This is a genomic window from Mucilaginibacter sp. PAMC 26640 (assembly GCA_001596135.1).
In the GTDB taxonomy this organism is placed as follows: domain Bacteria; phylum Bacteroidota; class Bacteroidia; order Sphingobacteriales; family Sphingobacteriaceae; genus Mucilaginibacter.
This window is the reverse complement of record CP014773.1, coordinates 5,399,856-5,426,190: the sequence shown is the minus strand read 5'-3', so window position 1 is coordinate 5,426,190 and position 26,335 is coordinate 5,399,856. Positions and strand designations below refer to the sequence as shown.

General features: G+C 43.0%; 27 protein-coding genes, 1 tRNA gene and 1 other annotated feature. Of the genes, 19 read left to right on the top strand and 9 right to left on the bottom strand.

Annotation, left to right across the window (positions count from 1 at the left end; all coding sequences use genetic code 11):
• The first annotated feature begins 2 nt into the window (after window positions 1-2).
• Complete coding sequence (locus A0256_23605; GenBank protein ID AMR34661.1) at window positions 3-803, top strand: CoB--CoM heterodisulfide reductase; 801 nt, start codon at window positions 3-5, stop codon at window positions 801-803.
• 102 nt (window positions 804-905) lie between these two features.
• Here the strand turns inward: A0256_23605 and A0256_23600 are convergent, their stop codons facing one another.
• A complete protein-coding gene (locus A0256_23600) occupies window positions 906-1,298 on the bottom strand; it encodes a hypothetical protein (GenBank protein AMR34222.1) in 393 nt (130 codons plus the stop codon).
• A 139-nt stretch (window positions 1,299-1,437) separates the two neighbouring features.
• On the opposite strand from A0256_23600, the gene A0256_23595 reads away from it, so the two are divergent.
• The 7 genes from A0256_23595 (at window position 1,438) to A0256_23565 (ending at window position 7,662) form a co-directional block, all read left to right on the top strand.
• Complete coding sequence (locus A0256_23595) at window positions 1,438-1,923, top strand: ABC transporter ATPase (protein AMR34221.1); 486 nt, start codon at window positions 1,438-1,440, stop codon at window positions 1,921-1,923.
• A 124-nt stretch (window positions 1,924-2,047) separates the two neighbouring features.
• On the top strand, window positions 2,048-2,344 hold the full coding sequence (locus A0256_23590; GenBank protein ID AMR34220.1) for a transcriptional regulator: 297 nt from the start codon (window positions 2,048-2,050) through the stop codon (window positions 2,342-2,344).
• 28 nt (window positions 2,345-2,372) lie between these two features.
• Window positions 2,373-3,476 (top strand): 12-oxophytodienoate reductase, encoded by a 1,104-nt coding sequence (locus A0256_23585; GenBank protein AMR34219.1) that lies wholly within the window; start codon window positions 2,373-2,375, stop codon window positions 3,474-3,476.
• Between the two features lie 142 nt (window positions 3,477-3,618).
• Complete coding sequence (locus tag A0256_23580; protein AMR34218.1) at window positions 3,619-3,909, top strand: GTP cyclohydrolase; 291 nt, start codon at window positions 3,619-3,621, stop codon at window positions 3,907-3,909.
• Between the two features lie 36 nt (window positions 3,910-3,945).
• Window positions 3,946-4,566: a hypothetical protein gene (locus A0256_23575; protein AMR34217.1), complete on the top strand. Its 621-nt coding sequence runs from the start codon at window positions 3,946-3,948 to the stop codon at window positions 4,564-4,566.
• Window positions 4,567-4,963: 397 nt separating this feature from the next.
• Window positions 4,964-7,177 carry a folate hydrolase gene (locus A0256_23570; protein AMR34216.1) on the top strand — a complete coding sequence of 738 codons (2,214 nt, stop codon included), beginning with the start codon at window positions 4,964-4,966 and terminating at the stop codon, window positions 7,175-7,177.
• Window positions 7,178-7,209: 32 nt separating this feature from the next.
• Entirely contained in the window at window positions 7,210-7,662 is a 453-nt protein-coding gene (locus tag A0256_23565) for a hypothetical protein (GenBank protein ID AMR34215.1), read from the top strand.
• 127 nt (window positions 7,663-7,789) lie between these two features.
• On the opposite strand, the gene A0256_23560 is transcribed toward A0256_23565, so the two are convergent.
• The 4 genes from A0256_23560 to A0256_23545 form a co-directional block, all read right to left on the bottom strand.
• Window positions 7,790-8,485 (bottom strand): monofunctional biosynthetic peptidoglycan transglycosylase, encoded by a 696-nt coding sequence (locus tag A0256_23560; GenBank protein AMR34660.1) that lies wholly within the window; start codon window positions 8,483-8,485, stop codon window positions 7,790-7,792.
• 167 nt (window positions 8,486-8,652) lie between these two features.
• Entirely contained in the window at window positions 8,653-9,096 is a 444-nt protein-coding gene (locus A0256_23555; protein AMR34214.1) for a 50S ribosomal protein L9, read from the bottom strand.
• 16 nt (window positions 9,097-9,112) lie between these two features.
• Complete coding sequence (locus tag A0256_23550; GenBank protein AMR34213.1) at window positions 9,113-9,376, bottom strand: 30S ribosomal protein S18; 264 nt, start codon at window positions 9,374-9,376, stop codon at window positions 9,113-9,115.
• Window positions 9,376-9,741, bottom strand: a complete 366-nt coding sequence (locus tag A0256_23545) for a 30S ribosomal protein S6 (protein ID AMR34212.1) — start codon at window positions 9,739-9,741, stop codon at window positions 9,376-9,378. Before A0256_23545 ends, A0256_23550 begins: the two co-directional genes overlap by 1 nt.
• Window positions 9,742-9,902: 161 nt before the next feature.
• On the opposite strand from A0256_23545, the gene A0256_23540 reads away from it, so the two are divergent.
• The 5 genes from A0256_23540 to A0256_23520 all read left to right on the top strand — a co-directional run bounded on the left by A0256_23540 (window position 9,903) and on the right by A0256_23520 (window position 16,247).
• Window positions 9,903-11,723: a hypothetical protein gene (locus A0256_23540; GenBank protein AMR34211.1), complete on the top strand. Its 1,821-nt coding sequence runs from the start codon at window positions 9,903-9,905 to the stop codon at window positions 11,721-11,723.
• A 12-nt stretch (window positions 11,724-11,735) separates the two neighbouring features.
• On the top strand, window positions 11,736-13,103 hold the full coding sequence (locus tag A0256_23535) for a hypothetical protein (protein ID AMR34210.1): 1,368 nt from the start codon (window positions 11,736-11,738) through the stop codon (window positions 13,101-13,103).
• A gap of 17 nt (window positions 13,104-13,120) precedes the next feature.
• Window positions 13,121-13,594, top strand: a complete 474-nt coding sequence (locus A0256_23530; protein AMR34209.1) for a hypothetical protein — start codon at window positions 13,121-13,123, stop codon at window positions 13,592-13,594.
• Window positions 13,595-13,761: 167 nt separating this feature from the next.
• Window positions 13,762-14,007, top strand: a complete 246-nt coding sequence (locus tag A0256_23525) for a hypothetical protein (GenBank protein AMR34208.1) — start codon at window positions 13,762-13,764, stop codon at window positions 14,005-14,007.
• Window positions 14,008-14,441: 434 nt separating this feature from the next.
• Complete coding sequence (locus tag A0256_23520) at window positions 14,442-16,247, top strand: DNA polymerase III subunit gamma/tau (protein AMR34207.1); 1,806 nt, start codon at window positions 14,442-14,444, stop codon at window positions 16,245-16,247.
• Window positions 16,248-16,350: 103 nt separating this feature from the next.
• Here A0256_23520 and A0256_23515 read toward each other — a convergent pair whose 3' ends face one another.
• Both A0256_23515 and A0256_23510 read right to left on the bottom strand, forming a co-directional pair.
• Entirely contained in the window at window positions 16,351-16,755 is a 405-nt protein-coding gene (locus tag A0256_23515) for a hypothetical protein (GenBank protein AMR34659.1), read from the bottom strand.
• Between the two features lie 99 nt (window positions 16,756-16,854).
• Window positions 16,855-17,562 (bottom strand): hypothetical protein, encoded by a 708-nt coding sequence (locus A0256_23510; protein AMR34206.1) that lies wholly within the window; start codon window positions 17,560-17,562, stop codon window positions 16,855-16,857.
• Window positions 17,563-17,847: 285 nt separating this feature from the next.
• Between A0256_23510 and A0256_23505 the strand changes: the two genes are divergently transcribed.
• Both A0256_23505 and A0256_23500 read left to right on the top strand, forming a co-directional pair.
• Entirely contained in the window at window positions 17,848-19,077 is a 1,230-nt protein-coding gene (locus A0256_23505; GenBank protein ID AMR34205.1) for an isocitrate dehydrogenase, read from the top strand.
• 186 nt (window positions 19,078-19,263) lie between these two features.
• Window positions 19,264-20,244, top strand: a complete 981-nt coding sequence (locus A0256_23500) for a mannose-6-phosphate isomerase (GenBank protein ID AMR34204.1) — start codon at window positions 19,264-19,266, stop codon at window positions 20,242-20,244.
• Between the two features lie 66 nt (window positions 20,245-20,310).
• On the opposite strand, the gene A0256_23495 is transcribed toward A0256_23500, so the two are convergent.
• Both A0256_23495 and A0256_23490 read right to left on the bottom strand, forming a co-directional pair.
• Window positions 20,311-20,745, bottom strand: a complete 435-nt coding sequence (locus tag A0256_23495) for a hypothetical protein (GenBank protein AMR34203.1) — start codon at window positions 20,743-20,745, stop codon at window positions 20,311-20,313.
• A 14-nt stretch (window positions 20,746-20,759) separates the two neighbouring features.
• Window positions 20,760-22,241, bottom strand: a complete 1,482-nt coding sequence (locus tag A0256_23490) for a hypothetical protein (protein AMR34202.1) — start codon at window positions 22,239-22,241, stop codon at window positions 20,760-20,762.
• A gap of 471 nt (window positions 22,242-22,712) precedes the next feature.
• Here A0256_23490 and A0256_23485 point away from each other — a divergent pair, with 471 nt between their 5' ends.
• From A0256_23485 to A0256_23470, 4 genes are all read left to right on the top strand, one after another.
• Window positions 22,713-23,786 (top strand): 1,4-beta-xylanase, encoded by a 1,074-nt coding sequence (locus A0256_23485; protein ID AMR34201.1) that lies wholly within the window; start codon window positions 22,713-22,715, stop codon window positions 23,784-23,786.
• A gap of 221 nt (window positions 23,787-24,007) precedes the next feature.
• Window positions 24,008-24,121 (top strand) — a binding site (SAM riboswitch class I).
• A gap of 158 nt (window positions 24,122-24,279) precedes the next feature.
• On the top strand, window positions 24,280-24,915 hold the full coding sequence (locus A0256_23480; protein ID AMR34200.1) for a peroxidase: 636 nt from the start codon (window positions 24,280-24,282) through the stop codon (window positions 24,913-24,915).
• Between the two features lie 15 nt (window positions 24,916-24,930).
• Window positions 24,931-25,004, top strand: a tRNA-Cys gene (locus A0256_23475).
• Between the two features lie 363 nt (window positions 25,005-25,367).
• Window positions 25,368-26,303, top strand: a complete 936-nt coding sequence (locus A0256_23470; protein AMR34199.1) for a hypothetical protein — start codon at window positions 25,368-25,370, stop codon at window positions 26,301-26,303.
• Window positions 26,304-26,335 lie beyond the last annotated feature (32 nt).

Genomic DNA, 26,335 nt, shown 5'->3' with positions numbered 1-26,335 from the left:
GAATGTCAAAGCCTGATATGCTTAAAGTTCCAACCATGGCCGAAATGGCTGCGGAAGGCAGGCAGCCCGAGATATTGTTTTGGGTAGGATGTGCCGGCAGCTTTGATGAGCGGGCGCAGAAGATCACCCGCGATATCTGCAAGATATTGCAGCATGTTGGCATCAGCTACGCCGTTTTAGGCACAGAAGAAGGCTGCACCGGCGATCCTGCAAAACGCGCCGGTAATGAATTCTTATTCCAGATGCAGGCCATGACCAATATCGAAGTGATGAATGCTTACGAGATCAAAAAAATAGTGACCGGCTGCCCGCATTGTTTCAATACGATCAGGAATGAGTATCCGGGACTAGGCGGAAATTATGAAGTGATCCACCACACGCAGCTGATCCAGGGTTTGATTAATGAAGGCAAACTCAAGGCGGAGGGTGGCGAAAGCTTCAAAGGGCGCAGGATCACTTTTCATGATCCTTGCTATTTAGGCCGTGGCAATGGCGTTTATGAAGCGCCACGCGCTGCGTTAGAAATATTAGATACGGAACTGGTAGAAATGAAACGCTGCAAAAGCAACGGCCTTTGCTGTGGTGCAGGCGGCGCCCAAATGTTTAAAGAACCCGAGCCTGGTAAAAAAGACATCAATGACGAACGGATGCTGGATGTAATGGAAGCAAAAGCTGATGTTATCGCATCCGGATGCCCATTTTGCATGACGATGTTGACCGATGGCGTAAAGCATATGGAAAAAGAAACGGAAATAAAAGTGCTGGATATCGCAGAGATTACCGCAAGGGCGAACGGGTTGTGATATAGCGTAGATTTAGAATGGGTGTGGGGCATGCGCCGTTTCTTCCTTTGGGAAGCAAGTAGAAGGATTTTGGTACAGCGATTAACTCCCGCTTTGGCCTTATTACATTGTCCCCGCCTTTAAATAACGCAACGCCTGTTGCAGGCTATCTAACCGAGCTGGGCTAATTTTCTTCACCGGAATGCTAATCATTGTTGCCATAGAATCAAGGTCTCCCTGCGGATCACTGTAGGTTTGCATGATGATATCATCAGCCTGTGTTTTTACCTGGAGCGTATCGTTGGCGGCACTTCCCGGTAAGTAATTTATCTCTGCAAAGCGCTTTAAATTAAAGGAAAAATATTCCTGTTTACCCTGTTGATAAGTTTTGCGGAGGCGGATAAAATGATCTTGCGTAAGCGTAATCTCCCACTTTTTAATTTTAATATCTCCTGAGGGGTCATAGGCATCGTTCAGGAATTTATTGCCCCAGTTTAGCCACTCCTGCTCGCCCATCAAAGCTCTAAAGCTGTATAAAAGTGGCGTCATCGCCAAAATGAGTATTACAATATTTACTTTTTTCACAACAGGTAGAATTGATGCTGGGATGACAACAATCAATACTTCTAATTTAATAAATTGAATAAATTTGCATATGGAATTTTCTTCACACACCCGGGTTTGGATCTACCAATCCGACCGTAAATTAACCGATGCCGAAACCCTGCAAATACAGGTGCAGCTAGACAATTTTACTACCGGGTGGACGGCCCACAATAACCAGTTGAAAGCAAAGGCCGAGATCAGGTACAATCGGTTTTTAATTTTGTTTGTGGATGAAAGCCAGGCCGGAGCCAGCGGTTGCACTATTGATAAATCAGTCAATTTTATGAAGCAATTGGAGCCGCAATTTGGAATTAATTTATTCGACAGATTTAACCTGGCTTATCGTGATGGTGAAGAAATCGTTTCCGTACCGCGCCACCAATTTGAAGAACTACTCAAAGAAGGTAAGATCGGTACCAGCACCATTGTATTTAACAACATGGCGCAAAACCTGTCAGATTTGCAAACCAAATGGGAAGTACCGTTTAAAGATAGCTGGCATATCCAGTTATTCCGGGACTTGGTGGTGGAGTAGCTCTCAAATAAAAGCTGTTCTAAAACTTTCTAATAGGCAAGACGCTACTCCGTGTCATTATCAGCCATGAGTCATCTATTTTCTTTTATTTAGATATCGGGAAAACCCGATATATCTTTGTGCCATGGATCAGCTCGCCATATTTAAGGCACTCTCAAACAACACCCGCTTGCAGATTCTGCAATGGCTAAAACAGCCGGAAATTAATTTTCCGGGACATACTGCGGCATGCGGGGCCGGTGTGTGCGTAGGCAAAATTCAGGAAAAAGCCTCGCTTACCCAGTCTACCGTTTCCGAATACTTGTCGCTGCTGCAACGGGCCGGATTGGTTAGCGCTACCCGTATAGGGCAGTGGACCTACTATAAAAGAAATGAAGAAGCCTTTGCTGCCCTGAGTGAGCTGATTGGATCCGAATTATAAATCAAATATTACGTATTAAATATATATCATGAGTACTACAGACACCTTATTCAGGCCGTTTAGCCTGAAATCTTTAAATATCCAAAACCGCATCGTTATGGCTCCCATGACAAGGTCGTTCTCTCCAAATGGGGTACCAACTCCAGACGTGGCTGCATATTATCGCAAGCGCGCCGAAGGAGAAGTTGGACTGATCCTTTCTGAGGGTACAGTTATAGAACGGGTATCATCATCCAATGATGCAAGTATCCCGCATTTTTACGGTACTGAAGCCCTCAACGGCTGGCAGAATGTAGTGGATGGCGTACACGCCGCGGGCGGTGCCATGGGTCCGCAGATCTGGCATATGGGCATTATGGATAATCACCAATCAGGCTGGTTGCCATCGCAGCCCTTTGAAGGGCCCTCTGGCTTAAACAAACCGGGCTCAAATAATGGTAACACGATGACTGATGCCGACATTGCTGATACCATCGCCGCTTTTGGCCGCGCCGCTGCTGATGCTAAAAAACTGGGTTTTGATTGCGTGGAGATCCACGGCGCACATGGGTACCTGATAGACCAGTTCTTTTGGGAAGGCACCAACCTGCGCACCGATAGTTATGGTGGCAAAACATTGGCCGAACGCAGCCGCTTTGCAATAGAGGTGATAAAAGAAGTAAGGAAACAGGTAGGAGAAGATTTTGCAGTGATCATTCGCTTATCACAATGGAAGCCTGCTGACTATAATTTGCAAATGGCCAAAACGCCGAAGGAACTGGAAGAGTGGTTGATCCCGATGGCTGATGCAGGTGTGGATATTTTCCATAATTCGCAGCGCCGTTTCTGGGAGCCGGAGTTTGAAGGATCAGACCTGAACTTCGCCGGATGGGCCAAAAAAGTTACCGGCAAGGCAACAATCACGGTTGGTTCGGTAGGCCTCGACGGAGAATTTTTGGCTGCTTTTGGCGGTGCAAGTTCACAGCCGAGTTCACTCGACGAATTATTGCGCAGGATGGATCGCGGTGATTTTGACCTGGTGGCAGTAGGGCGCCCGTTACTTGCCGACCCATACTGGGTACAGAAAATTCGTGAGCACCGTACAGATGAATTAAAAGGTTTTACTAAAGAAGCACTTATGCAATTGGTGTAAGCCAATCATGATGCTGAATATAGAGGACCTGCATGGCGAAAAGCTATGCAGGTCCTTTTGTTTTTTAAAGTGACCCAAAGCTTTAGGAAGCACAAACCAATAGGGTTAGTCGCTGTTAAATTAATTACCAATCTGTTCTAAAATGTTTATCATCAACCTCACCTATATTGTTCCGCTGGAGGAACTCGACGAGCACATGGCGGCACATGTAAAGTATCTCAATAAATATTACAGGGCCGATGTTTTCATCATGAGTGGCAGAAAGGTGCCGCGTACCGGCGGGATAATCATTGCCCAGGCAGACGATAAGGAGATCTTAGAAAAGATCATTGCTGAAGATCCTTTCCATAAACACCAACTGGCCGAGTTTGAAATTACTGAATTCCTGGCTTCGCAATCGCATCCCGATCTGAAGAATTTATTGCGCGGCTAGGGGGCCAATATTTCATTTTTGTATTTATATTGCATAATGGAACAGTACGATCAACGGATAGATGCCTACATTGCGAAGGCGGCCGATTTTGCCAAACCCATCTTGATTCATCTGCGCGAACTTGTGCATAAAGCCTCGCCGGAGATTAAGGAAACTATGAAATGGAGTTCGCCTTTTTTTGAGTATAACGGCATACTTTGTCATATGATGGCATTTAAACAACATCTTGGATTTGGTTTCTGGAAGGCAGAAACCTTGCCCGATCCGCACGGTATCCTTCATCTGGAGGGTGGCGAATCCGCAGGGAGCCTGGGCAGAATTGAATCCTTAAGCGATTTGCCCGAAGACGATATCCTGATCTGGTATATCCGGCAGGCGATGGCCCTGAGAGGACCTGCTGCTAAAGCCCTTCCTAAACCGGCAGCAAAAAAAATGCCCACCATGAGCGCTGCGCAGGAAGTTCCTTCCTATTTAAAAGATCTGCTGGATAAAAACGCTGATGCTTCGGGTCATTTCGAAAACTTTAGTGCCTCGCAAAAAAAAGAATACATTGCCTGGTTTGAAGATGCCAAGAGCGATGCCACACGCCAAAAACGGCTGGCGGAAGGGTTGCAATGGATCAGCGAGGGCAAAACCAGGCATTGGAAATATAAATAGTTCCATCGCGACAAGCAATCGACAATTGATTATTCTTTATCTTTAGTAAAGTATAAACCTACACCGGGACTAATCATTAAAACTTAAAATTTTTTGCATCACTATACAGGTGTTTCATTCCGCGAATCTGAATCGGGTGAATCACCTTTCTGTTTGATTACCAATTGGTTGCATTTTTAGGTGAAACACCCATCCAGAAACTTATTTGTGCAAATCATTGTTTTTCAATGCATTATAGTAGTTGAATTTTCGCCATAAATATTGTGAATCACTTTCGATGAAACACCTTCTATGCTTATCTTTTGAACGATAGTTTCCGAATGCGCTAAAAATCAAGCTGCTTCAGGCCTGCATTGTTCATTCAAATTCTATATCTTCACCTATCTCAACATATTGCATGAAAAAATCTCTAGCCATTCTTCTTTTAAGTACAAGTGTTGCTTTCGGTCAGCAAAAAACGATAACTGGTTTTAGCCCTGATGCAGCAGCTAAACAAATGCAAAACGAAGCAGCCTTTGATGCCTCTTTAAGCGCTGCTCACATTGGCCAAACCATTAAAGATCTTTCTGCTTTTCCGCATAGCCTGGGTTCGCCGGGGAGCAAGGCAGTAGCCGATAAGATCCTGGCCATGTACAAAAGCTATGAGCTGGATGCCCGGCTGGAAACCTATACTGTGCTTTTCCCTACGCCAAAAACACGGGTGCTGGAACTCACCGCTCCCAATAAATATACTGCGCTGTTAAAAGAACCTGTGCTGGCAGCAGACGGCACCTCCGGGCAGGCCAACCAATTGCCCACTTACAATGCCTGGAGTGCGGATGGAGACGTAACCGGTGCACTGGTGTTTGTAAATTACGGCTTACCGGCCGACTATGAAAAACTGGCAACGCTGGGTATAGATGTTAAAGGGAAAATCGTGATTGCCAAATACGGCCATTCCTGGCGCGGCATCAAACCCAAAGTTGCCTATGAGCATGGCGCTATCGGCTGTATTATTTACTCAGATCCGGCAGATGACGGCTATTCAGCCGGTGATGTATATCCCATGGGTGCGTACAAAAATGAATACGGCGTTCAGCGTGGCTCTGTAATGGATATGGTGCTTTACCCTGGCGATCCGCTTACGCCGGGCGTGGGTGCAACCAAAGAAGCCAAACGGTTGAACCGGGCTGATGCCACAACCATATTGAAGATCCCGGTGTTACCGATCAGCTACCACGATGCACAGCCCTTGCTGGCTGGGATGGATGGGCCGGTTGTCCCGGCAGGCTGGGCCGGTTCTTTGCCTATCACTTATCATTTGGGAGGGAGCAAGGCCATCGCCCATTTAAAATTGGAATTTAACTGGAGCATGGTTCCTGCCTATAATGTAGTCGCAAAAATAAAAGGATCAGAATACCCGGACGAATGGGTAATGCGGGGTAATCACCATGATGCGTGGGTAAATGGCGCAAACGACCCAATAAGCGGGCAGGCAGCTATGCTGGAAGAAGCCAGGGCATTAGGTGCCTTGTTAAAAACAGGTTGGAAACCAAAACGCAGTATTGTTTATTGCTCCTGGGATGGTGAGGAGCCGGGCCTGATAGGTTCTACCGAATATGCCGAAGGGCACGAGAAAGAGCTGCAGCAAAAAGCAGTAGTCTATATTAATTCAGATGGCAACGGTCGCGGGTTTTTAAACGCAGGCGGCTCGCAGGCCCTGGAGACCTTTACAGACGAAATAACCCAGGGAGTTATTGATCCACAAACGAAGGTGAGCGTATTTGAGCGTAAAAAGGCATCACAATTAGTTGGTGCTTCATCAATAAGCGATAAAAAAGAGATCCTGGACCGTAAAGGGCAGCGACTGGAGCCGCTGGGCTCCGGCTCGGATTTCTCCTCTTTTTTGCAGCATTTGGGTATACCTACGCTCGATTTTGGCTTTGGAGGCGAAGATGGTGGCGGCGAATATCACTCAATTTATGATTCGTACGATGATTACAAGCGTTTCAAGGATCCCACATTCGAATACGGGGTTGCTTTAAGTAAAACCGCCGGGCATGCCGCCTTGCGCATGGCAGATGCGGATGTATTACCATTCGATTTCCGTAATCTGCAGGAAACCATTGGACGGTATGCCACCGAGCTGGCTAAACTGGTTACCGATATGCGGGAGGCCACACAGGTAGATAACCAGATGGTAAAAGGCAATGCCTATACATTGGCTGCCGATCCTGCTGTAAAATATATGGCACCTGCAGCAAAAGCAGATGTGCCGGTGGTAAATTTTGCACCCTTGACCACTGCGCTGGATTCGCTCAAAAAATCGGCAGATAAGCTTTCCGTTTACTGGGCCTCAGCTACGTTAAAGGACGGGGACCATAAAAAACTTAACGGGCTGCTTTACCATGCCGAGCAACAATTGTTATCAACGGATGGATTACCGCGCAGGGGATGGTACAAGCATACCATTTATGCACCGGGCTTTTATACCGGCTATGGCGTAAAAACACTGCCGGGCATTCGCGAAGCAATAGAGCAACGCAACTGGACCGAAACGGAGCAGCAAATAGGGGTAGTATCGGCCAGGATCCGCGCGTTAGCTGGATATTTAGAACAAGGAATAAAATAGATGGTCCGTATGAGTAGCTATTTTGATGCGCAATGTATATAGCAAATGAAATATTTGATGAACTTGTAAAATATAAAACAACCGGGCATTTTTTTTTCAGTCCCACCGAGAGCGTTTCCATAGCATGCAATGCCCCTTCAGACAAGGGCGGAGTTTACCTGATATATGCATTGGCGCACGGCGGCATTGAATTGGTTTATATTGGCCGATCAGGCAAAAAAGGCACTGATGGAAATATTTCGTTAAGAAAAGCAGGACTTGGAGGAATGAAAGATCAAATTGTTAATGGCCATCAATTTGGGAAAGTTGCCAGGAAGAATTCCTGGCCGGCACAAATGCTTATTGAAGATATTGAAGCGCTTGACGTTTATTGGTACGTAACTCATGATCAAAAGTTGAATGACTGTCCGGATGCGGTTGAAAGAACAATCTTAGAAAAGCACATCGAAATGTTTGGACGTTTGCCCAGGTGGAATAAAATATAAGGTAAAACAAGCTTTTTGTAATGCTCAATTGCCAGGGTTGACCAATCTTGCCAAAGGGCCTGTTTATTAGGACTCGAGTGAGTGTTTTAATGCAAACAAATATCATTTACCGAGAAAAGGATCTTGCCTAAAACTCCAGCGGCCCCAGCCTGCGCATATTAGCCCTGATCAAATATTGGCGGTGCTTTAAATAGCGGGTTGGGTTGGTGGCAGACCATTTTAGCGGACTTGGGAAAATTACTGCAATGGCTGCAGCCTGCCTGTTATTTAACTGTGCGGCAGGTTTATGAAAATATGCCTGTGATGCTGCCTCGATACCATAAATACCATCACCCATTTCTATAACGTTGAGATAGATCTCCATTATTCGCTTTTTGCTCCAGAAAGCTTCGATCAGCATGGTGAACCACGCCTCAAACCCTTTGCGGATAAACGACCGGCCTGGCCACAGGAAAACGTTTTTAGCGGTTTGCTGGGTAATGGTGCTGCCGCCAATTAGTTTTTTACTGTTGGCGTTTTTTTGGATGGCGCGCTGAATAGCTTTAAAGTCGAAGCCATGGTTCTCTAAAAAAGTTTGATCTTCTGCAGCAACGGCTGCGCGTTTCATCGGGTCTGCAATGTCGTTAAAAGCTACCCACTCTTTGTCTATCTTCCAATCCTTGCCATTGGCTTTTTGTTCAAAGCCGCGCTGGATCATTAGCCAGGTGAAGGGTGGGTTTATAAACCGGAACAACAGCACCCCAAAAACACTGAGTGCGACAAAGGCGATAATCACCAGTTTGACGATACGGAACAAAAGACGAAATATGCCGCCGCCGAAAATAGATTTCGAATGACGGGATTTCGATTGAGAAGCAGGTTTTTTTGAAGAGCGGGAATTAGGGGCCATTGTGCTGCAAAATTAGGAAACAAAAAAGGTGTTCTGCAAATGCAAAACACCTTTTAGATATTTAAAATTCGAAATCGGAAATCCGATATCCGAAATTAAAATTATTCAGCTACTACTTCAAAAGGTACCTGAACTTTTACTTCTTTATGCAGGTTTACGTTTGCAACGTATTCGCCTACAAATTTAGGCTCCTGGTCAAAAGTGATGCGGCGACGGTCAACTTCAAAACCTTCTTTCTTTAATGCATCAGCTACCTGTATGGTATTGATAGCACCGAAGATCTTGCCGCTTTCGCCTGCTTTAGCGCCAATAGTAAGTTTAACACCTTCTAAACGTGCAGCAATAGCATCAGCATCCTTGCGAATTTTATCTTGTTTAAATTGAGCCTGTTTCAGGTTTTCTGCCAATACTTTACGTGCAGATACTGTGGCTAATATGGCATAACCCTTAGGGATAAGGAAATTACGGCCATAACCTGGTTTAACGTTTACTACATCGTCTTTATCACCCAGGTTTTTTACATCTTGTTTTAAAATAACTTCCATTTTGTAAACCTCCTGATTATTTTAATGAGTCTGTAACGTAAGGCAATAAACCAATGTGGCGGGCACGTTTAACAGCCTGTGCCACTTTACGCTGAAATTTTAATGAAGTACCGGTTAAACGGCGTGGTAATACTTTACCCTGATCATTAATAAACTTTAATAAAAAGTTAGCGTCTTTGTAGTCGATATACTTGATACCGTTTTTCTTAAAACGGCAGTATTTCTTACGGTTATCCTCCACCTTGGGAGCGGTAACGTATTTAATTTGGTCGTTTGCCATTATTTGCTTTCCTCCACTTTAGCTGCAGGCTTCTTGTTAAAAGCACCGCTGCGTTTTTTGTCGTTGTATGCTACTGCATGTTTATCCAGCGCAATGGTAAGGAAACGTAGCACACGCTCATCGCGCCTTAACTCAACTTCCAATTTGTTAATTACTTCACCGGGAGCCTTGAATTCAGTTAAGTGATAGTACCCTGTAGTCTTCTTTTGAATAGGGTACGCAAGTTTTCTCAAACCCCAATTATCCTCCTGGACAATTTCGGCTCCGTTGTCTGTTAAAACTTTGCTGTATTTGGCGATAGCCTCAGCAGCTGTTTCTGTTGACAACAACGGGGTTAGAACGATCACGATTTCGTACTGTTGCATTGTTATACTTTGATTTTTAATTAAATACCCGCTATTACGGGGCTGCAAATGTAGTAAGAATTTTTATAAAATACAAACCTTAAAAAGGGTGTTTTTACGGTTGATGCTGTTCATCTGAGCATGTTAATTTTACTTAATTAATTGACATTTAGACTTATACTATGAAACACAATCACAACAAATCGCCTTTTACCTTAGCAGGCACCGCCATTTTGTTTTTTTTGCCTTTTATTTGCCTCTCAAGAGGTATTGTCAAGCCATCAAATACAATCTCTTCCTTTACGAAGACCAGTTTAAGGTATGTTCCCGCTGATTCGGTTACCTTGGTAGAAGAACTTACCGAAATCTCACTGGATACTATCCAACAGAATACGCTTAAACGATATACTATTAAATTAAAGTTTTTGCTTAAAAAGAATGGGGGGCATCATAAAGACTTTCTAAAAGTCAGCTTGGCTTTCAACCCTATTGTTGAACTGGCGGGGCTCGATTTTATACCGGCTGCGGATAAAATAATTATTAATAACACCGATTGGAGCAAACGAGGTGATACCACCGTCACTAAATCTATCGAGGTCACGTTAGAGCAAACAAAGCTTGTTAAAACAATGCAGGAACTTGTTGTATCGCCGGTTTCTCCATTGTTTAGCGGCAGGCACTATGTCCGTTTTTTACCGTTTGAAAGTAAGATTGTGAGCAGTAAAAAAACTGCTCTTGTAAGAAACGGAGGCGCAGAGATCATTGCTTCCGGCAAAATTAAAAATATCGAACGCAGATATTCAACTTTAGTAAGCTCCCTTGATACCTTTACTGTACGCTTAAAATTTCATGGGAAGTACAATGCCGATTCCAGTCAGCTGATCTTTGCATTTGCTGATTCGGCAATTGCGAAAACGTTTCAAATTGTAGATAACCCGGTTAACGTAACAGCTGACGAATGGAGAAAAGGAAGCGAGGGTACAATAACAGTTCCGCTGCACATAAAGACCCTAAAAGCAGGAGACACGCTAAATACAGTGCAGAATATCGACTTATTTATCAGGGGGCAATCCCAAATAAACAGGGGCAGCCAGCGGCTTAAAGTGATAGTGCCTGACAAGTCTTTTTGGGCCGAAGTGGGTACCAACTTTGACCTATTAGATAAGATTAAAACCAATAATTTTTATGCTGGGGTGTTCGGTCACATGAAGGATGTAGCAAGCATTGGCAAATACAAGAAAAATTTAAGTTTTATTGGCGGTGTTTACGAGGCACAATCCATCACTCAAAGCCAGTCGCTTGCCAGCGGCTTCACCTACCGGGATGGCAACTCTCAAAGTTTTGACACCACTAACAACGGATTTCCGATATATAGTGATACTGGTCGGGTAATTGCAACAACCAGCGTTAAGTCAATTGGATTATTACTTTCACCACAGTTGCAGCTTACAAACGGTAGGTTGTCAGAAGACGGGTTCCATTTATCAGTTTCTACTTACTTTGAAATGCTTTGGCAGCGTATAACATCTACTATTAATTATTCGAAAACCGCCCGCAATCAAACGCAATTTGTTGCTGCTAATACCCGAGACACTTACCCTTTCAAAGAAAATAGTTTTGAGTATGACGGGCGTTCGCATTACTTTGGTGCCGGCCTGGCTTCTTATCTCAAAGAAGATAATTACACGCTTTATATTAACGGCATTATCGGGCGTAGTAATCAAGGTTTCAGCATTACCAATCCGATAAGAGGTGGCGAATATTTTCCGCTTCCAGGCGTGGAACCCTACTATAATAAGCTATTAAATGCAGGTATACCAGTTAAGAGCTGGAATTGGTTTTATGTGATACAGTATAGGCTTACCGAAGCAACTTTCGGGCTCACATTTAGCGGTGAAGTGCGCGGCTTGTTGATTAAGGGTGCAAAACCCGTAATTACTCTTGCACTCAGCAAAAAGTTTGACCTCTCGGCTTTACTTAAACCTTTGGTTGCACCTTTTTAAATTGTAAAATTTATGAACAAAGACAGCCTGCCAAACGAGCATAAAATACTCAGCCTAGTTGCTATTGCTGCTGACATTGAATGGGTAACACAAAATACCGCCATTATGGTGGTGCATGGTATCGGCGATCAGCTGCCGCTGGAAACGCTGGATCAGTTTGGCCGCGGGCTTACCAGGCAGTATCGCAAAACTTACCCGGACGCAATCTCGTTAAGCCACGAAATAATAAGCAAGACGGATAAAAATGGCACAAAATGGTTTGATAATGTATTGCGTTTAAAAAAAGATGACAGCGAACACTTTATTGATGTATACGAATATTATTGGGCGGATTATACAGAAGATAAAGCGAGTTGGAATGATCTTAACACCTGGCTGCAGGGCGTAGTAAACGGGGCTGAGAAGTTTTATCAAAAAAACGGGCAAATAGGCCAACAGTATAAAGATAAAAGCCCCTTTTTCGATACCAAAACAGGGAAGTTTAAAGTAGGTACCTACAGGTTCTTTATGACATTTGTATCCCGGCTGTTTTTAATCATGGATCTTTTATGGCGTTTGATTATTTGGATAGTGGGCAGGATACCATTTCAAGGGAAACTTGCAGACGGTATGTTGCAATCCTACGCCGATAGCAAAATACACGATCTGACCAATATCCTGGGGGATGTGGCTATTTATAACGTGGTGGATCCTAAATCTAAATTTTATGCGGTAAGGCGCAATATTTTAAACGGTGCGGTAAATGCATTGCAATTTTTAATAGAACGTGCAGAAGATTATACGCCAGACGATGGCCGTGAACAAGAAGTAAAGCCACCGTTACAGGACTTGAAGCTCTACTATCCAGCAGTAATTGTAGCAGGGCATTCATTAGGGTCGCAGGTGGCATATGATGCCATTAATCAGTTTAACCTGCTGATTAATAAACAAGAGATTGTGAATTATAACGAGAAAGGTATTTGCCGTTATTATGGCGGCAATCATTTAAAAGAGCAGCTGCGCGGCTTTATTACTTTTGGATGCCCGCTTGATAAAATTGTGTTTTTTTTGAGAGAGAATGTGCCAGACAATGAGTATTTAAGGCAGCAGCTGCTGGATAATTTTCACGGTTTTAAACAGCGTGCATTGAATTTTGGCAACAACCGCCTAAAGAACAAAGCATTTATGGAGGTGTACTGCGATTTAGAAAAAATGCTTGATGGTATTCAATGGCGCAATTATTACGACAGTAAAGATTATGTAAGTGGCGGGTTGGATTATTATACAAACCTAATTAACATCGATTGCCGCTTTAAGGCCGGAAGGTTTGGTTTTACGCACAGTTATTATTGGGACTGTGACGACTTCTTTGTAGACATTATTTGTAATTACCTGGTATAAACTTAATAAATTGAACGATGAAAAATAGCTTTAACGCCGGCTCACAGGATCAAATTGAGCAGCTGAAAAAATTTATAAATAGTACAACCAACTCGGCTAAACAAAGCTTACTTGCCGGAGTACTGTTAGCATTATCAGGGGCAGGCGTATTGTTCCTGCCAAATTTTTCGGAATCTACTAACGTCTATCAGCCTGTTATTTATTTTGGACCTGTAGTTGCTAAAATGATAGTCGCGGGTTTAATTGAAATTACGGCTATTTCTCTCATCTATGCTTATAAAAGCAGTATTAAGCAAGCCAGTGATTACCGCACCGAACTAATTGCGCTACGCGATTTGAACATTGCTTTAGAAATTGCTGATAACACATCAGATAAGGATTATGAAAACACGCAGATCAACAATGGCACAAGAACCATTACCCGTTACCTAAGCCAGAAATCAAAAATGGAACAGTCGGTTATAGAGGCATTGCTGAACCGGTATAGTTGACAGCACAAAACGCGCCTTATGCATGCCGTGCTCCCAATTATTTCATAATAACGTAACAGTTTGTAAATAGGGGCTTGATGTACAAGCCCTACATTTGATTATAAGTTGAATATTTTATAAAACATAAGGTAACACGTATTTGTCTCATAAATTAAAACACTACTATTATGCTATTTTCCGAAAGCAGGTACTACGAAACAAGCGATTCAGGTTTTATGTATGATACTCTTTTCCTGCAGGCGCCGGATGAAGAAGATGAAGCTGTTGAAGGCGACTGGGATGATGAGGATGATGAAGATTTTGACGACCAGGTAGAGGATAAGGACGATATGCACGAGATTCGCGTAGGCGATGATGTGCGCGAACCTGATGCTGAGGATGACGATCACCTGCCGGATGATGATCTGCAATAGGGGTTAGCTGATCTTTTCGGCAAATAATTATCAAGGCTTAGTTTGAGCCCCGGTAATATCTCAGTGGTAACATCGTAGCCTATTGTTGCGGCGAGATGTTATAAACCGGGCAGGGAAGGCTTCACACCATTTTACTTCGGGATAGTCTCCAATCCAACGGGAAAGTCTTAAGGATATGCGCTGGTGTACCGAACCCGGTGCAAGGCTCATCCTGAAAAAATTTCCGTTGATTATTTCCAGGCGCTACATTAAGTGTTTGTTAAAGATTATCTGCGTAGGTATAGGATTTGGTGAGATCTAAGTCGGACAGTTGCATACGTTCCTTTTTCTTGTTTTAAAGATAAGTTCTTGACAACAACAAACATTCCTGTATCCAAATCCTAATTTGAATTTTAGCTGTTTTTTAATAGTCAATTCTTGCTACCTTTATACCTGTGGATAATTTTATTGTTTCGGCTCGTAAATACCGCCCGGCTACTTTTGAAACCGTTGTTGGTCAGCAACATATCACCAACACGTTAAAAAATGCTATCAGGAATAACCAGTTGGCGCAGGCATTTTTGTTCTGCGGGCCAAGGGGTGTGGGCAAAACTACCTGCGCACGTATCCTGGCAAAAACCATCAATTGCACCAATTTACAGCCCAACGGCGAGGCCTGCGGAACATGCGACAGCTGCCGCGCTTTCCAAAATGGAAACTCGTTTAACGTACATGAACTGGATGCGGCTTCAAACAATTCGGTGGATGATATCCGTAGTTTGATAGAGCAGGTGCGCATACCGCCGCAAGCTGCCCGCTACAAGGTGTATATTATTGATGAGGTGCACATGCTGTCGCAGGCGGCATTCAATGCTTTCCTCAAAACGCTGGAAGAACCACCTAATTACGCCATATTTATTTTAGCTACTACCGAGAAACATAAGATCCTGCCAACTATTTTATCCCGTTGCCAGATCTTTGATTTTAACCGCATCCGGGTAGAGGATATGGCCGGGCATTTGGCCAATATCGCGCAAAAAGAAAACATTACCTACGAGAACGATGGCTTGCATATTATTGCCCAAAAGGCCGATGGCGGTCTGCGCGATGCCCTTTCGATGTTTGATCAGATCGTTAGCTTTTCCGGTGGCAATGTTACGTACCGTTCGGTGATCGATAACCTTAACATTCTCGATTACGATTATTATTTCAGCATCACTGATAAGTTGCTGGGCGAAGACAATGCCCATACGCTGTTGCTTTTTGACGAGATCCTTTCTAAGGGTTTTGACGGTGCGCATTTTATCTCCGGCCTGTCAGAACATTTCCGTAACCTGCTGGTGGGCAAGGATACCGCTACCATTAAGCTATTGGAAGTAAGCGAAAGCATTAAGGCGAGATACTTGCAGCAATCGCAGGCGGCATCAACATCGTTCCTGCTATCGGCCATGAATATTGCCAACCAGTGCGATATCAATTATAAACAAAGTAAAAACCAGCGTTTACAGGTAGAACTGGCTTTGCTGAAGATGTGTCATTTGCTCTCGGTTTTCAATTTGGCCACGTTGCCAACGCCACAACAAGTAACCGCCCCGCAAGAGGAGGTAAAAAAAAAACCTGATACCCCAGTAAATACGCCTTCGCCGGTGGTGGACGATCTCTCATTGGTTCGGGATACCGAGCCTGTTGATCAAAAAAGTATCCCTGAGGCGGTAAAAATGCCTGCCGCTCCGGTGACAGCGGAACCTGCTGCGAAACCAAAGATCTCATTTGTAGCGAATGTGCACGCTTCGGCTACATCGATAAAAATTCCGAGTTTGAAAGACTTGGGTAAGCAGGTGGAAGATGCCATGGCGGCTGAAGAAGATCCCTACCTGAAAGGTACTGACAAAGAGCCCTTTACAATGGACGTTTTTTTGCAGCTCTGGACTAATTATGGCGCTAAGCTCAAGGCCGAGGGGAAAGCGGCAACCCTTTATACCATTTTTACTTCGGTTACACCGCTGGTTTTAAGTCCGGAAAATTTTGAGGTGCCGGTTAATAACAAAATGCAGGAGCAGTCATTCAAAGATGAAAGGCCAAATCTGCTCAACTTTCTCCGCAGCAGCTTAAAGAATTTTAATATAGAGGTAAATGCTAAGGTGGAGGAATCTGTGATGGTACGCAAACCGTATACTTCTATTGAAAAATTTCAGCATATGGCGGCCAAAAACCCGCATCTTATTGAATTAAAAAACAGGTTTAATTTAGATTTCGATTAACCCGGATCAGTACCCCATTCTCGTCAAAAAAAATTTATAAAACCAAAGGGATGGCTCATTTAGTGCCATCCCTTTTGCGTATTAGCTTTAAACAAGCTGATCATTAAAATCCCGGTGGGGTATCATTTTTAGGATAACCTTCTTCGTCTAGATCATCCCTGTCATCTTCTGGAGTATGTGCCAGTTTTTCATCAAGGGAGCTTAGTTCAACAATTTTACCGCTATCGATATGCATGCCTAAACTATCAGCATCCGTCTCTATCGAACGATCGGCATCATATTCGCCCTTTGCATCATAAGGATTAGCTTCATCGTACATCGAATTCATATCATCGCCGTTTTTTACAGCGGTGTCATAAGGATCCGGATGGTCATAATCCGGGTTGTCACCTTTTACATCGTACTCAAAACTTTGCTCTTTTTCATTAAAGTTAAGGTCTTCACTGTCGGCTGTGTCTTCGCCGTTATTATCTAAGTCATCTGCCCTGTAATCGGAATCAACTTTCATTCCTTCGTCTTCGTTATCTGGTATCATAGGTTTTAGTATTAGTTTAGCTACTTACATTAAAAACCCTGCCAAAGAACAGCCGGACCGGAAAAATAAAGGTTAGTAATCTATTTGTTTACGATAGGAGGTAACACCACCTAAAGCAAATTTAAAACCGATGCTGTATTGAACAAAGTTATCCTTGGCGGCTCCTGCATCAAACCCATCCAGGTTATCACCAAAAACATAATTATATTGTATCCCCAGATCCACTTTAAACGAGGGTTGATTGTATTTATTGAATACTTTAAATTCATAACCCAGCCTTGCAGGAATGTATAATTCGTTTGATCTGTCTAATCCGCCTGTATAAAAATCAGGAAGGACAAGCGAGTTGCGGTTAATGTTACGCACATCATTGATCACATAGCCGAAGCCCGACGAAACGTAAAAGTTTTTTACTGCATTCATTACTGCACTGCGCGAGTAATCTATCAATTCCCCGGCTTGTACCTGCCCGCGAAAAACAAGTGCTGTAAAGTTATTTTTAAAATACCTGCCGGATGTGCTGTTGATACTTCCACCTTCAAGTACACCCGCTTGTATTTCAAATACATAATTAACATAGGGGGTAGCGTTATAGGTAAAATTGACGTGCGCAGAAGGGGTTAATTTAACGGTTTCTGCATCGCCGTAAACAAGGTTTGTTTCGCCGCCAAAACCGAGATCATACTGGGCATAGTCGTAACCAATCTGAGCTTTCGTAAATAAGGCTATCGAGGTTAACAGGAGGGTTAAAAACGTTGTTTTGTAAAGCAACTTTATCATAGTAAACGGGCAATGCTACGTAGAAAATAGCTAATGATTAAATTTTTATAAAAGTAAAGGTTTAAAAGTTAATTATATCTGTAAATATAAACACCGCTGTTAAAATACACTATTTATTTTACTGTTTACTATTTGTATGGTTAATTCAGGCTATTACCGGCTGCGATTGAACTCAACTTCTAAACTCATTAAATTATTTATAATTATGTATGAAGGTGAAATTTTTGAAATAAAATTTTATGTAAGTTTGAAACCATTTAAATCAAATAACAAGCATTATAAGGTATGTCAAAAATTAAAGTAGAAAACCCGGTAGTAGAGCTGGATGGTGATGAAATGACACGCATCATCTGGAAATTTATTAAGGATAAATTGATTATCCCTTATCTTGATGTGGATATTAAGTACTTCGATCTGGGGATCGAGTATCGTGATGAAACAGATGACCAGGTTACTATTGATGCAGCAAATGCCATTAAACAATACGGTGTGGGTATCAAATGCGCCACTATTACACCAGATGAGGATCGTGTAAAAGAATTCAGCTTAAAACAAATGTGGCGCTCGCCGAATGGCACCATTCGTAATATATTAGATGGTACCGTTTTTCGTGAGCCTATTGTAATGGCAAACGTTCCGCGTTTAGTGCCAAACTGGACGGCGCCAATCTGCATCGGCCGCCACGCATTTGGCGACCAGTACCGCGCTACCGATTTTTTAACAAAAGGTAAAGGCAAACTTACCGTAAAATTTACGCCAGAGGATGGCAGCCCTGAGCAATCATTTGAGGTATTTAATTTTAAAGGTGATGGCGTGGCGTTAACCATGTATAACACAGATGAATCCATTATCGGCTTTGCGCACGCTTGTTTCAACCAGGCGTTGATGAAAGGCTGGCCTTTATACCTGTCTACCAAGAATACCATCCTTAAAAAATATGATGGTCGTTTTAAAGATATTTTTGAAGAGATTTATCAGGCAGATTACAAAGCTAAATTTACCGAAGCTGGTATCACTTACGAGCACCGTTTAATTGATGACATGGTTGCATCTGCCTTAAAATGGAACGGTAACTTTGTTTGGGCTTGTAAGAACTACGATGGCGACGTACAGTCTGACACTGTAGCGCAGGGTTTTGGTTCTTTAGGTTTAATGACCTCTACGCTGGTTACTCCGGATGGTACGGTTATGGAAGCGGAAGCTGCACACGGAACGGTTACCCGCCACTACCGTGAGCACCAGGCTGGCCGCCCAACCTCAACCAACCCTATTGCATCTATTTTTGCATGGACCCGTGGTTTGGAGTTCCGTGGTATTTTAGATGGTAACCAGGAGTTAATTGATTTTTGTAAAGCTTTGGAACAGGTTTGTATTGAAACGGTAGAAAGCGGAAAAATGACCAAGGATTTGGCCATCACCATAAAACCAAAAGTGGAGCATGGTACCGATTACCTTTATACAGAGGAGTTTTTAGAAGCGATTGACGAAAATCTGAAAGCTAAACTGGGTAAGTAATTAATTTTATTGATCAATAGTGAAAGCTCATCCCGAAACGGATGAGCTTTTTTATGTAACCATTTTAAGCAATGCAAATTGAGGTCTTCATAAGATTTTTAACAAATGCTTTTATGATCAATTTACAAAAACCTTATTTACTGCTTCTGCAAAATCTTTAACTTAGGCGGCAAAACACGTACTACTATGTCAGCATTATATCCGTTAAAATTCAAAACCATCTTTAAAGATAAGATCTGGGGTGGCCATAAAATAGAAACCTACCTGCACAAAGCTATCGGCGATCTGCCAAATTGCGGCGAAACCTGGGAGATTTCGGGCGTTAAAACAGATGTATCTGTTGTTAACGGCGGCGAACTGGATGGCGAATCATTAGCCGATCTGCTGGAGAAATACCAGGGTGAATTAGTGGGCAATAAGGTATACGCGCATTTCGGCAATATCTTTCCGCTGCTGGTGAAGTTTATTGATGCCAATGACGACCTGAGCGTTCAGGTTCACCCGGATGATGAGTTGGCCAAAAAACGCCACGACTCGTTCGGCAAAACCGAGATGTGGTATGTGATAGAGGCCGATCCGGGCGCTACGCTTATTGCCGGCTTTAACCGCGAAATGAACGAGCAGGAATACGTGGAGGCACTGAACAGCGGCCACATTATGGATATCCTGAATAAAGAGGATGTGACCGCCGGAGATGTTTATTTTTTACCTGCAGGACGGGTGCATACCATCGGCAAAGGACTATTGATTGCCGAGATCCAGCAAACATCAGACATCACCTATCGCATTTATGATTTTGACCGGGTAGACGATAAGGGTAATAAACGTGAGTTGCATACCCAGGAAGCGCTTGCAGCCATCGACTACAAACACTATCCGGAATACAAAACCATATATACCCCTAAAACGAATGAGGATGTACACCTGGTAAAATGCCCTTACTTTACTACCAATGTAATGGACTTTACCGAATCAACGGAAAAGGACTATACAAACCTGGATTCATTTGTGATCCATGTTTGTGTGGAAGGTGCGTATACCATTAACCACAACGGCAATGCCTATCCGGTAAAAATGGGAGAGTGTATTTTATTGCCGAAAACAATTGAGCGCGTTAGTTTAGAAACTACCGCCGGCTTTAAGATCCTGGAAAGTTTTATAGAATAGCTTATGAAGCTTGCAATATAACAACCTTTATCTCCGGTGAGCTTTTACAGACTCACCGGGGATAATTTAGTTCATGTTCCGCAATTCCAGTTCGTGTTGAAACGAATTGATAATTCCCTCCACATTTGATTGACTTATTGGCTTTAAAATATAATCTTCGATTGACCGAATATTTTTTGCCCTTGCTATATCGTTTTTATCTACCGATGAGCTGATCATATAAACGGTGATATCTTTACCCAAGCGGGATTTAATTTCCTCAAAGGTTTTTGTAAATTCCCATCCATCCATCACAGGCATATTCATATCAACAAAGATGAGGTCGGGCAGGTTATCGGCAAAAGCCGGATCCTGAAGTTGGCTAATCGCAGCTTGTCCGTTGCTGAATTCGAATAGTTCAACAAAGATTCGCCTGATTTCAATGAATTTTTTGAATCCGAAAATGAAAATCTCATCATCGTCAATGATCCAGGCTTTAACAGCAGGGTATTGGTCAGTCATTTATGAAGGTACTTTTATACTAACCTAATAGTAAATTTAGTGCCAACATTTACCGTACTTTCTGTACTGATGGTTCCGCCCAATGCTTCTATCTGATTGCGTGTGATAAACAGGCCAATACCTTTAGCATCTTTATTTTGGTGAAAGGTACGATACATTCCGAAAAGCTGGTCGCCAAAGCGTTTCAGATCGATGCCTATACCATTATCTTCAAAAACCAAATAGGTATGCGCATTGCGCAATTCGGTATAGCAGTTGATCACCGGTTTACGATTTGGATGCCGGTATTTGATCGCATTGCTCAACAGGTTTTGGAAAATACTTTCCAGGTAGGCTGGTATGTAGCTTATATCGGGAGCTTTGCCAAAATTACTATTGATCTGAGCACCACTGGCTTCAATATTTGCTCTTAACGTGGCGATAACGTTTTTAAATATCGTTTCAAAGCTGATTACCCGGCGCTCGTTAACAATTTCCGATTGGATCTTTACAATCTCATCCAGGTGGCCCATGGTGGCGCTCAAGCTCTCGCTTATGGTTTTAATATGCGAGAATATCTCTTCTTTATCATTGTCCACCTGGGTCTCTTCAAAAAGGTTTACCATAAATTTAAGGTTACCTGCATGAGAGCGAAGATTGTGCGATACGATGTAAGCAAAGTTTTGAAGTCGCTTATTTTGATCATCCAATAAGTTGATGGATGATTGCATGTGCAGGCCGCTCCGCTTAATAAGATCAATATCCTGGAAAATACCCCTGATGGTAACACACTTACCAAAATCATCAACAATAGGTGTGCCTTTAGCCCTTACCCAAATGATATTGTTTTTGGCTGTTTTAAACAAAACTTCCACATCATATGGTTTACTAAAGTAAATGGCATTATCAATTGCCCTGGCCAAAACAGAACGATGTTGCGGTTCGATAAAGCTGACAGCTTCTTCTAACGTAAGCTGAATGTGTTCATATAATTCAAATATGTTGTAGATCTCGGCAGACAAGGTTAGGGCCATGCTCGGTACATCTATTTCCCAACCGCCAAGGCGGGCTATGCGGCCGGCTTCTGAATTTAAAAAATTGCTGCGGGCAGCCGTAAACTCGGCAAGTTTATATTGGTTAACGTTATTTAAAACACCATAAATGAATTGCCCATCTTCATCGCTGTGTTTAACCGTGGTGCTCTCAAACCATTGGTAGCCCTTGTCTTTGGTAAGTAAGCGGATATGAGCTATTGGGGCATTACCGGGGCCGTTTTGGTTTGTAGCTTTTAAAAAGACTTGCTTATCCTGGAAATAAATGATGTTTTCAAAAAAGTTGTTGTACGAACATTCTATCTCGCCTGGCTGGTAGCCCAGCACATAGTAAAAACCAGCCGACCACTTAGCCTTTTTGGTAGTGGTATTGTATTCCCAAATGCCGGTGTTAATACTGTTTATTAAACGAGCGAGATGAGCGGTGCTATCGCCAAGAAAGTTATTACCATCTAAAAAGCTCATTTCCTGTCTCGTTCCAGTTCTTTTAATTTGATCACGGTATAATTAATAAACATGCCAAAAAAATATTTTCAACGCAGATACAACGCTGCGTTGTGCAGATATTTTCTGGTAAAAAAACAGGTTTAAATATTTTGAAATAATTTTTTGCACGAAAATATCAAAGTATTTAGGTTTTGCTCCGCTTGTTACTGGTTTTATATCAATTATTTAACCTGTATGTTATGATGTATGTGAAGCAGTTATACGGCAAATTGCTACAATAGTTATGAATAATATTACAAGTGAGAATTGCAGATAAAGTGCACGTAAAAAGTCTTTTATGGTAGTTTTAGCAGCCAGTTTAACTCACCTGAATATGCTTTAACGAACCCCGGCATTGCTACCGATGTCTGCAGTAAATCGATTAATTAACGTTTTAATTAGCCGTTTAGCTGATTTATCCGCTATATTTACACATACCAATTTCTACATATGAAAACTTCTTGCTTTAAATTAACTGCTGTGTTTTTTATACTAGCTTTTACCACTAATATCTCGTTCGCGCAAAAACTTGCTCCGGCAAAGGTATGGTCCCCCGCGAAGGCTAATGCATGGTATGCACAGCATCAATGGATCAGCGGCAGTGATTTTATCCCCAGTAATGCAATTAACCAGTTGGAGATGTGGCAGGCTGATACCTTTGACCCACAAACAATAGACAAGGAGCTTGGCTATGCGGAGGGCATCGGCTTTAATACTATGCGGGTGTTTTTATACAGCCTTGCCTGGAAACAGGATAAGGCCGGGTTTAAGAAAAGAATAGATGCTTATTTAACTATTGCCGATAAGCACCACATTAAAACCATGTTCGTGTTTTTTGATGACTGCTGGAATATATCAGCAAAAATTGGTATCCAGCCTGCGCCAAAAACAGGAATTCATAATTCGGGCTGGCTGCAGGACCCTGGCAACCGGTTAACAGACGCCGGCATTTTCCCTGAGCTTGAATCTTATGTTACTGATGTGATGAGCACCTTTAAACATGATAAGCGCATTTTACTGTGGGATCTTTACAATGAGCCGGGTAATTCTGGCAAAAAAGAAGCATCGATGGGTTTACTCACTAAAGTATTTGGTTGGGCAAGAGCGGTAAACTCGGATCAGCCGGTATCAGCAGGTTTGTGGGACTGGAGCTTTGAAAAGCTGAACGCCTACCAGGCACTGAATTCAGATATTGTTACTTACCATGATTATACCGACGAGAAATCGCATCTGAAGACTATCCAGCTGCTCAAAAGCCATGGTAAGCCGCTTATCTGCACCGAATACATGGCCCGTACCCGCGGCAGCAAATTCGCCAACGTAATGCCGATGCTAAAAGCCGAAAACGTAGGCGCATTGAACTGGGGTTTTGTGATGGGTAAAACCAATACCATTTACGCCTGGGACAACCCCATACCTGATGGCAGCGAACCTAAAGAGTGGTTTCATGATATTTTCCGAAAAGACGGTACGCCTTACATACAGGAAGAGGTGGACCTGATCAAAAAGTTGAATGGGAAATAGGGGAGACTCCAAGTGATCCTTTAATCGAGAGAACCAAGCATCAGACTACATCATTGTGCAGGTGCCTGAGGGAATTGTGTTTGTAGATCATTATTGATGATAATTTGCGAATTATTCCGTCTGTAAATCAATTATTTACCTCTTAACTTTAATAAATATTATAAAGTCTATAGGATTTATAGAATTAATTTATACTTTTGTGAGGTAATCGTTCTTTAAAATACTTATCCAGAAAGACAGAGGGAAAGGCCCTATGATGTCTTAGCAACCTGTACCGGCTTCACGCCTGGTGTAAGGTGCTAATTCCTGCTTCGCTAAACGGAGACAGATAAGCTGATTTAAAAGAAAATAAGGTGCTGCTTCAGTACCTCTTTTTTTAGCTTTCCGGCTCCGCGCCAGCCAACTTTCTACAGATAATTTTATTGATACAAGGTGTTCAATTGCATAAATTTATTGCATTATTCACCATATTAAAACACTAAAAATTAGCATTATGAGCTTACGACTTGGCGACGACGCCCCAAACTTTAAAGCACAAACATCATTAGGGGAAATTGATTTTTACGACTTCCTGGGCGATAGCTGGGGAGTGCTGTTTTCCCACCCTGCAGATTATACCCCTGTGTGTACAACCGAGCTGGGTAAAACCGCATCATTGAAAAGTGAGTTCGACAAACGCAACGTGAAAGTGATTGCTTTGAGTACAGACAGTGCAGAATCGCACAAAGGATGGATCAGCGATATTAACGAAACACAGAACGTTGAAGTAACCTTCCCTATTATTGGTGATGAAAGCCGGGAAATTTCCCAGGCCTACGACATGATCCATCCAAATGCATCGCTTACGGCAACTGTTCGCTCGCTGTTCATAATCGGCCCTGATAAAAAGATAAAACTGATCATCAGCTATCCGGCATCTACCGGCAGAAACTTCCAGGAGATCTTGCGGGTGATCGATTCGCTGCAGCTTACCGCTTATCACAGCGTTGCTACCCCGGCCGACTGGAAAGATGGCGAAGATGTAGTAGTGCTGCCGTCTATCAAAACAGAGGATATTGCGGCTAAGTTCCCTAAGGGGCATAAGGTGATTAAACCCTACTTACGTACAACACCACAGCCTAATAAATAAGTAAGGGCTAAATAAAGTCGCGTGGCCGAGAGGATAGGTGTGGGTCTGCAAAACCTGATACGGTAGTTCGAATCTACCCGCGACGTCCATTTTAAAGTGTATTTTTTGTTTTCAGAAGCGACAGGTTGGAGAGCCTGTCGCTTTTTTTGTTGCGTCTGGAAGATAATATATCTTGTGCGAAATGCAGCTTCATTGCCGTCCCATTTAGGGGACGGAACACGGTTTAAGGTCAGGAAAGCGCTTTGAGGCGTTCGTTTACTGCAAACTGCCAACCGCAAACTTCGGGTCTCGGGCACGTTTAGGCATGTTTTTGATGTTTAATAAATTCCTTATTGCGAAGATCGGCAAGCGATGGTTGAACGGTATCGATCCCTCCGACGTTGAATACATTTTCTATATTAATTTATCTGCAGTAAAACACTCTTCAATTGTTAATGCTTGTATATTTACATATGCGCAATCCATCTACCCAAGCCTGGCCGAAACTTGATTTTCATTATCTTAAAGACAGCATTGCCACCGTTCACCTGTGGACGCAGATGATCGGCAAAGTGCGCCTCAAAAAAATGCCTTGGATCAACCATAGCTGGCAGGTAACGTTATATGTAAGCGCCACCGGTTTAACTACCGGCAGCATACCTTATGAGGGTGGGGTGTTCGAGATTAATTTAAATTTCAGGAAGCACCAGGTGGATATCATCACCAGTACGGGTAATGACAGATCCTTCCCTTTTGGGGCTGAAACCATATCGCTGTTTTATACGCAATTGATGGATAACCTCGATGCAGCTGGTATTGAAGTGGAAATCTACGCGGTACCTAACGAACTCCCAACCGCTGTACCTTTTACAGAAAACCACACGCCATGCCATTACGATGCGGATATTATTCATAATTTTTGGCAGGCATTGATAAGCGTGCATAATGTGTTTACTGATTTCAGGGCAGGGTTTGTGGGCAAGTGCAGTCCGGTACATTTCTTTTGGGGCGCGTTTGACCTGGCTGTCACCCGGTTTTCGGGCAAGCTGGCTCCTCAGCACCCGGGTGGAGCGCCCAATATTCCTGCAGAGGTCATGCAGGAAGCCTACTCACACGAAGTGAGCTCTTGTGGCTTCTGGCCCGGCAGCGAGGCTTTTCCGCAGCCTGCGTTCTATTCGTACTGTTACCCAACACCAGAAGCGTTTAGCAAACAGGAAGTGCAGCCAGCGGAGGCGTTTTACAGCAGCGAGATGGGTGAGTACTTTTTGCTGTATGAAGTGGTGCAGCAATCAGATCATCCCGAAGAAACCTTGATGAAATTTATGCAGTCCACTTATAACGCGGCGGCAAGCACCGGCAATTGGGATAAAGACCTGGAGTGTGATCTGTCGGGGCTAAAGAAGGCATAAGCCAGGTTAACCGCTTGTAAAGCATTGACGTT

What these genes read in the sequence shown, in the direction of transcription:
- A0256_23605 (AMR34661.1), top strand. Translation starts at nt 3, where the DNA reads ATGTCAAAGCCTGATATGCTTAAAGTTCCAACCATGGCCGAAATGGCT.
- A0256_23600 (AMR34222.1), bottom strand. Translation starts at nt 1,298, where the DNA reads ATGGGCGAGCAGGAGTGGCTAAACTGGGGCAATAAATTCCTGAACGAT.
- A0256_23595 (AMR34221.1), top strand. Translation starts at nt 1,438, where the DNA reads ATGGAATTTTCTTCACACACCCGGGTTTGGATCTACCAATCCGACCGT.
- A0256_23590 (AMR34220.1), top strand. Translation starts at nt 2,048, where the DNA reads ATGGATCAGCTCGCCATATTTAAGGCACTCTCAAACAACACCCGCTTG.
- A0256_23585 (AMR34219.1), top strand. Translation starts at nt 2,373, where the DNA reads ATGAGTACTACAGACACCTTATTCAGGCCGTTTAGCCTGAAATCTTTA.
- A0256_23580 (AMR34218.1), top strand. Translation starts at nt 3,619, where the DNA reads ATGTTTATCATCAACCTCACCTATATTGTTCCGCTGGAGGAACTCGAC.
- A0256_23575 (AMR34217.1), top strand. Translation starts at nt 3,946, where the DNA reads ATGGAACAGTACGATCAACGGATAGATGCCTACATTGCGAAGGCGGCC.
- A0256_23570 (AMR34216.1), top strand. Translation starts at nt 4,964, where the DNA reads ATGAAAAAATCTCTAGCCATTCTTCTTTTAAGTACAAGTGTTGCTTTC.
- A0256_23565 (AMR34215.1), top strand. Translation starts at nt 7,210, where the DNA reads ATGTATATAGCAAATGAAATATTTGATGAACTTGTAAAATATAAAACA.
- A0256_23555 (AMR34214.1), bottom strand. Translation starts at nt 9,096, where the DNA reads ATGGAAGTTATTTTAAAACAAGATGTAAAAAACCTGGGTGATAAAGAC.
- A0256_23550 (AMR34213.1), bottom strand. Translation starts at nt 9,376, where the DNA reads ATGGCAAACGACCAAATTAAATACGTTACCGCTCCCAAGGTGGAGGAT.
- A0256_23545 (AMR34212.1), bottom strand. Translation starts at nt 9,741, where the DNA reads ATGCAACAGTACGAAATCGTGATCGTTCTAACCCCGTTGTTGTCAACA.
- A0256_23540 (AMR34211.1), top strand. Translation starts at nt 9,903, where the DNA reads ATGAAACACAATCACAACAAATCGCCTTTTACCTTAGCAGGCACCGCC.
- A0256_23535 (AMR34210.1), top strand. Translation starts at nt 11,736, where the DNA reads ATGAACAAAGACAGCCTGCCAAACGAGCATAAAATACTCAGCCTAGTT.
- A0256_23530 (AMR34209.1), top strand. Translation starts at nt 13,121, where the DNA reads ATGAAAAATAGCTTTAACGCCGGCTCACAGGATCAAATTGAGCAGCTG.
- A0256_23525 (AMR34208.1), top strand. Translation starts at nt 13,762, where the DNA reads ATGCTATTTTCCGAAAGCAGGTACTACGAAACAAGCGATTCAGGTTTT.
- A0256_23515 (AMR34659.1), bottom strand. Translation starts at nt 16,755, where the DNA reads ATGAAAGTTGATTCCGATTACAGGGCAGATGACTTAGATAATAACGGC.
- A0256_23510 (AMR34206.1), bottom strand. Translation starts at nt 17,562, where the DNA reads ATGATAAAGTTGCTTTACAAAACAACGTTTTTAACCCTCCTGTTAACC.
- A0256_23505 (AMR34205.1), top strand. Translation starts at nt 17,848, where the DNA reads ATGTCAAAAATTAAAGTAGAAAACCCGGTAGTAGAGCTGGATGGTGAT.
- A0256_23500 (AMR34204.1), top strand. Translation starts at nt 19,264, where the DNA reads ATGTCAGCATTATATCCGTTAAAATTCAAAACCATCTTTAAAGATAAG.
- A0256_23495 (AMR34203.1), bottom strand. Translation starts at nt 20,745, where the DNA reads ATGACTGACCAATACCCTGCTGTTAAAGCCTGGATCATTGACGATGAT.
- A0256_23490 (AMR34202.1), bottom strand. Translation starts at nt 22,241, where the DNA reads ATGAGCTTTTTAGATGGTAATAACTTTCTTGGCGATAGCACCGCTCAT.
- A0256_23485 (AMR34201.1), top strand. Translation starts at nt 22,713, where the DNA reads ATGAAAACTTCTTGCTTTAAATTAACTGCTGTGTTTTTTATACTAGCT.
- A0256_23480 (AMR34200.1), top strand. Translation starts at nt 24,280, where the DNA reads ATGAGCTTACGACTTGGCGACGACGCCCCAAACTTTAAAGCACAAACA.
- A0256_23470 (AMR34199.1), top strand. Translation starts at nt 25,368, where the DNA reads ATGCGCAATCCATCTACCCAAGCCTGGCCGAAACTTGATTTTCATTAT.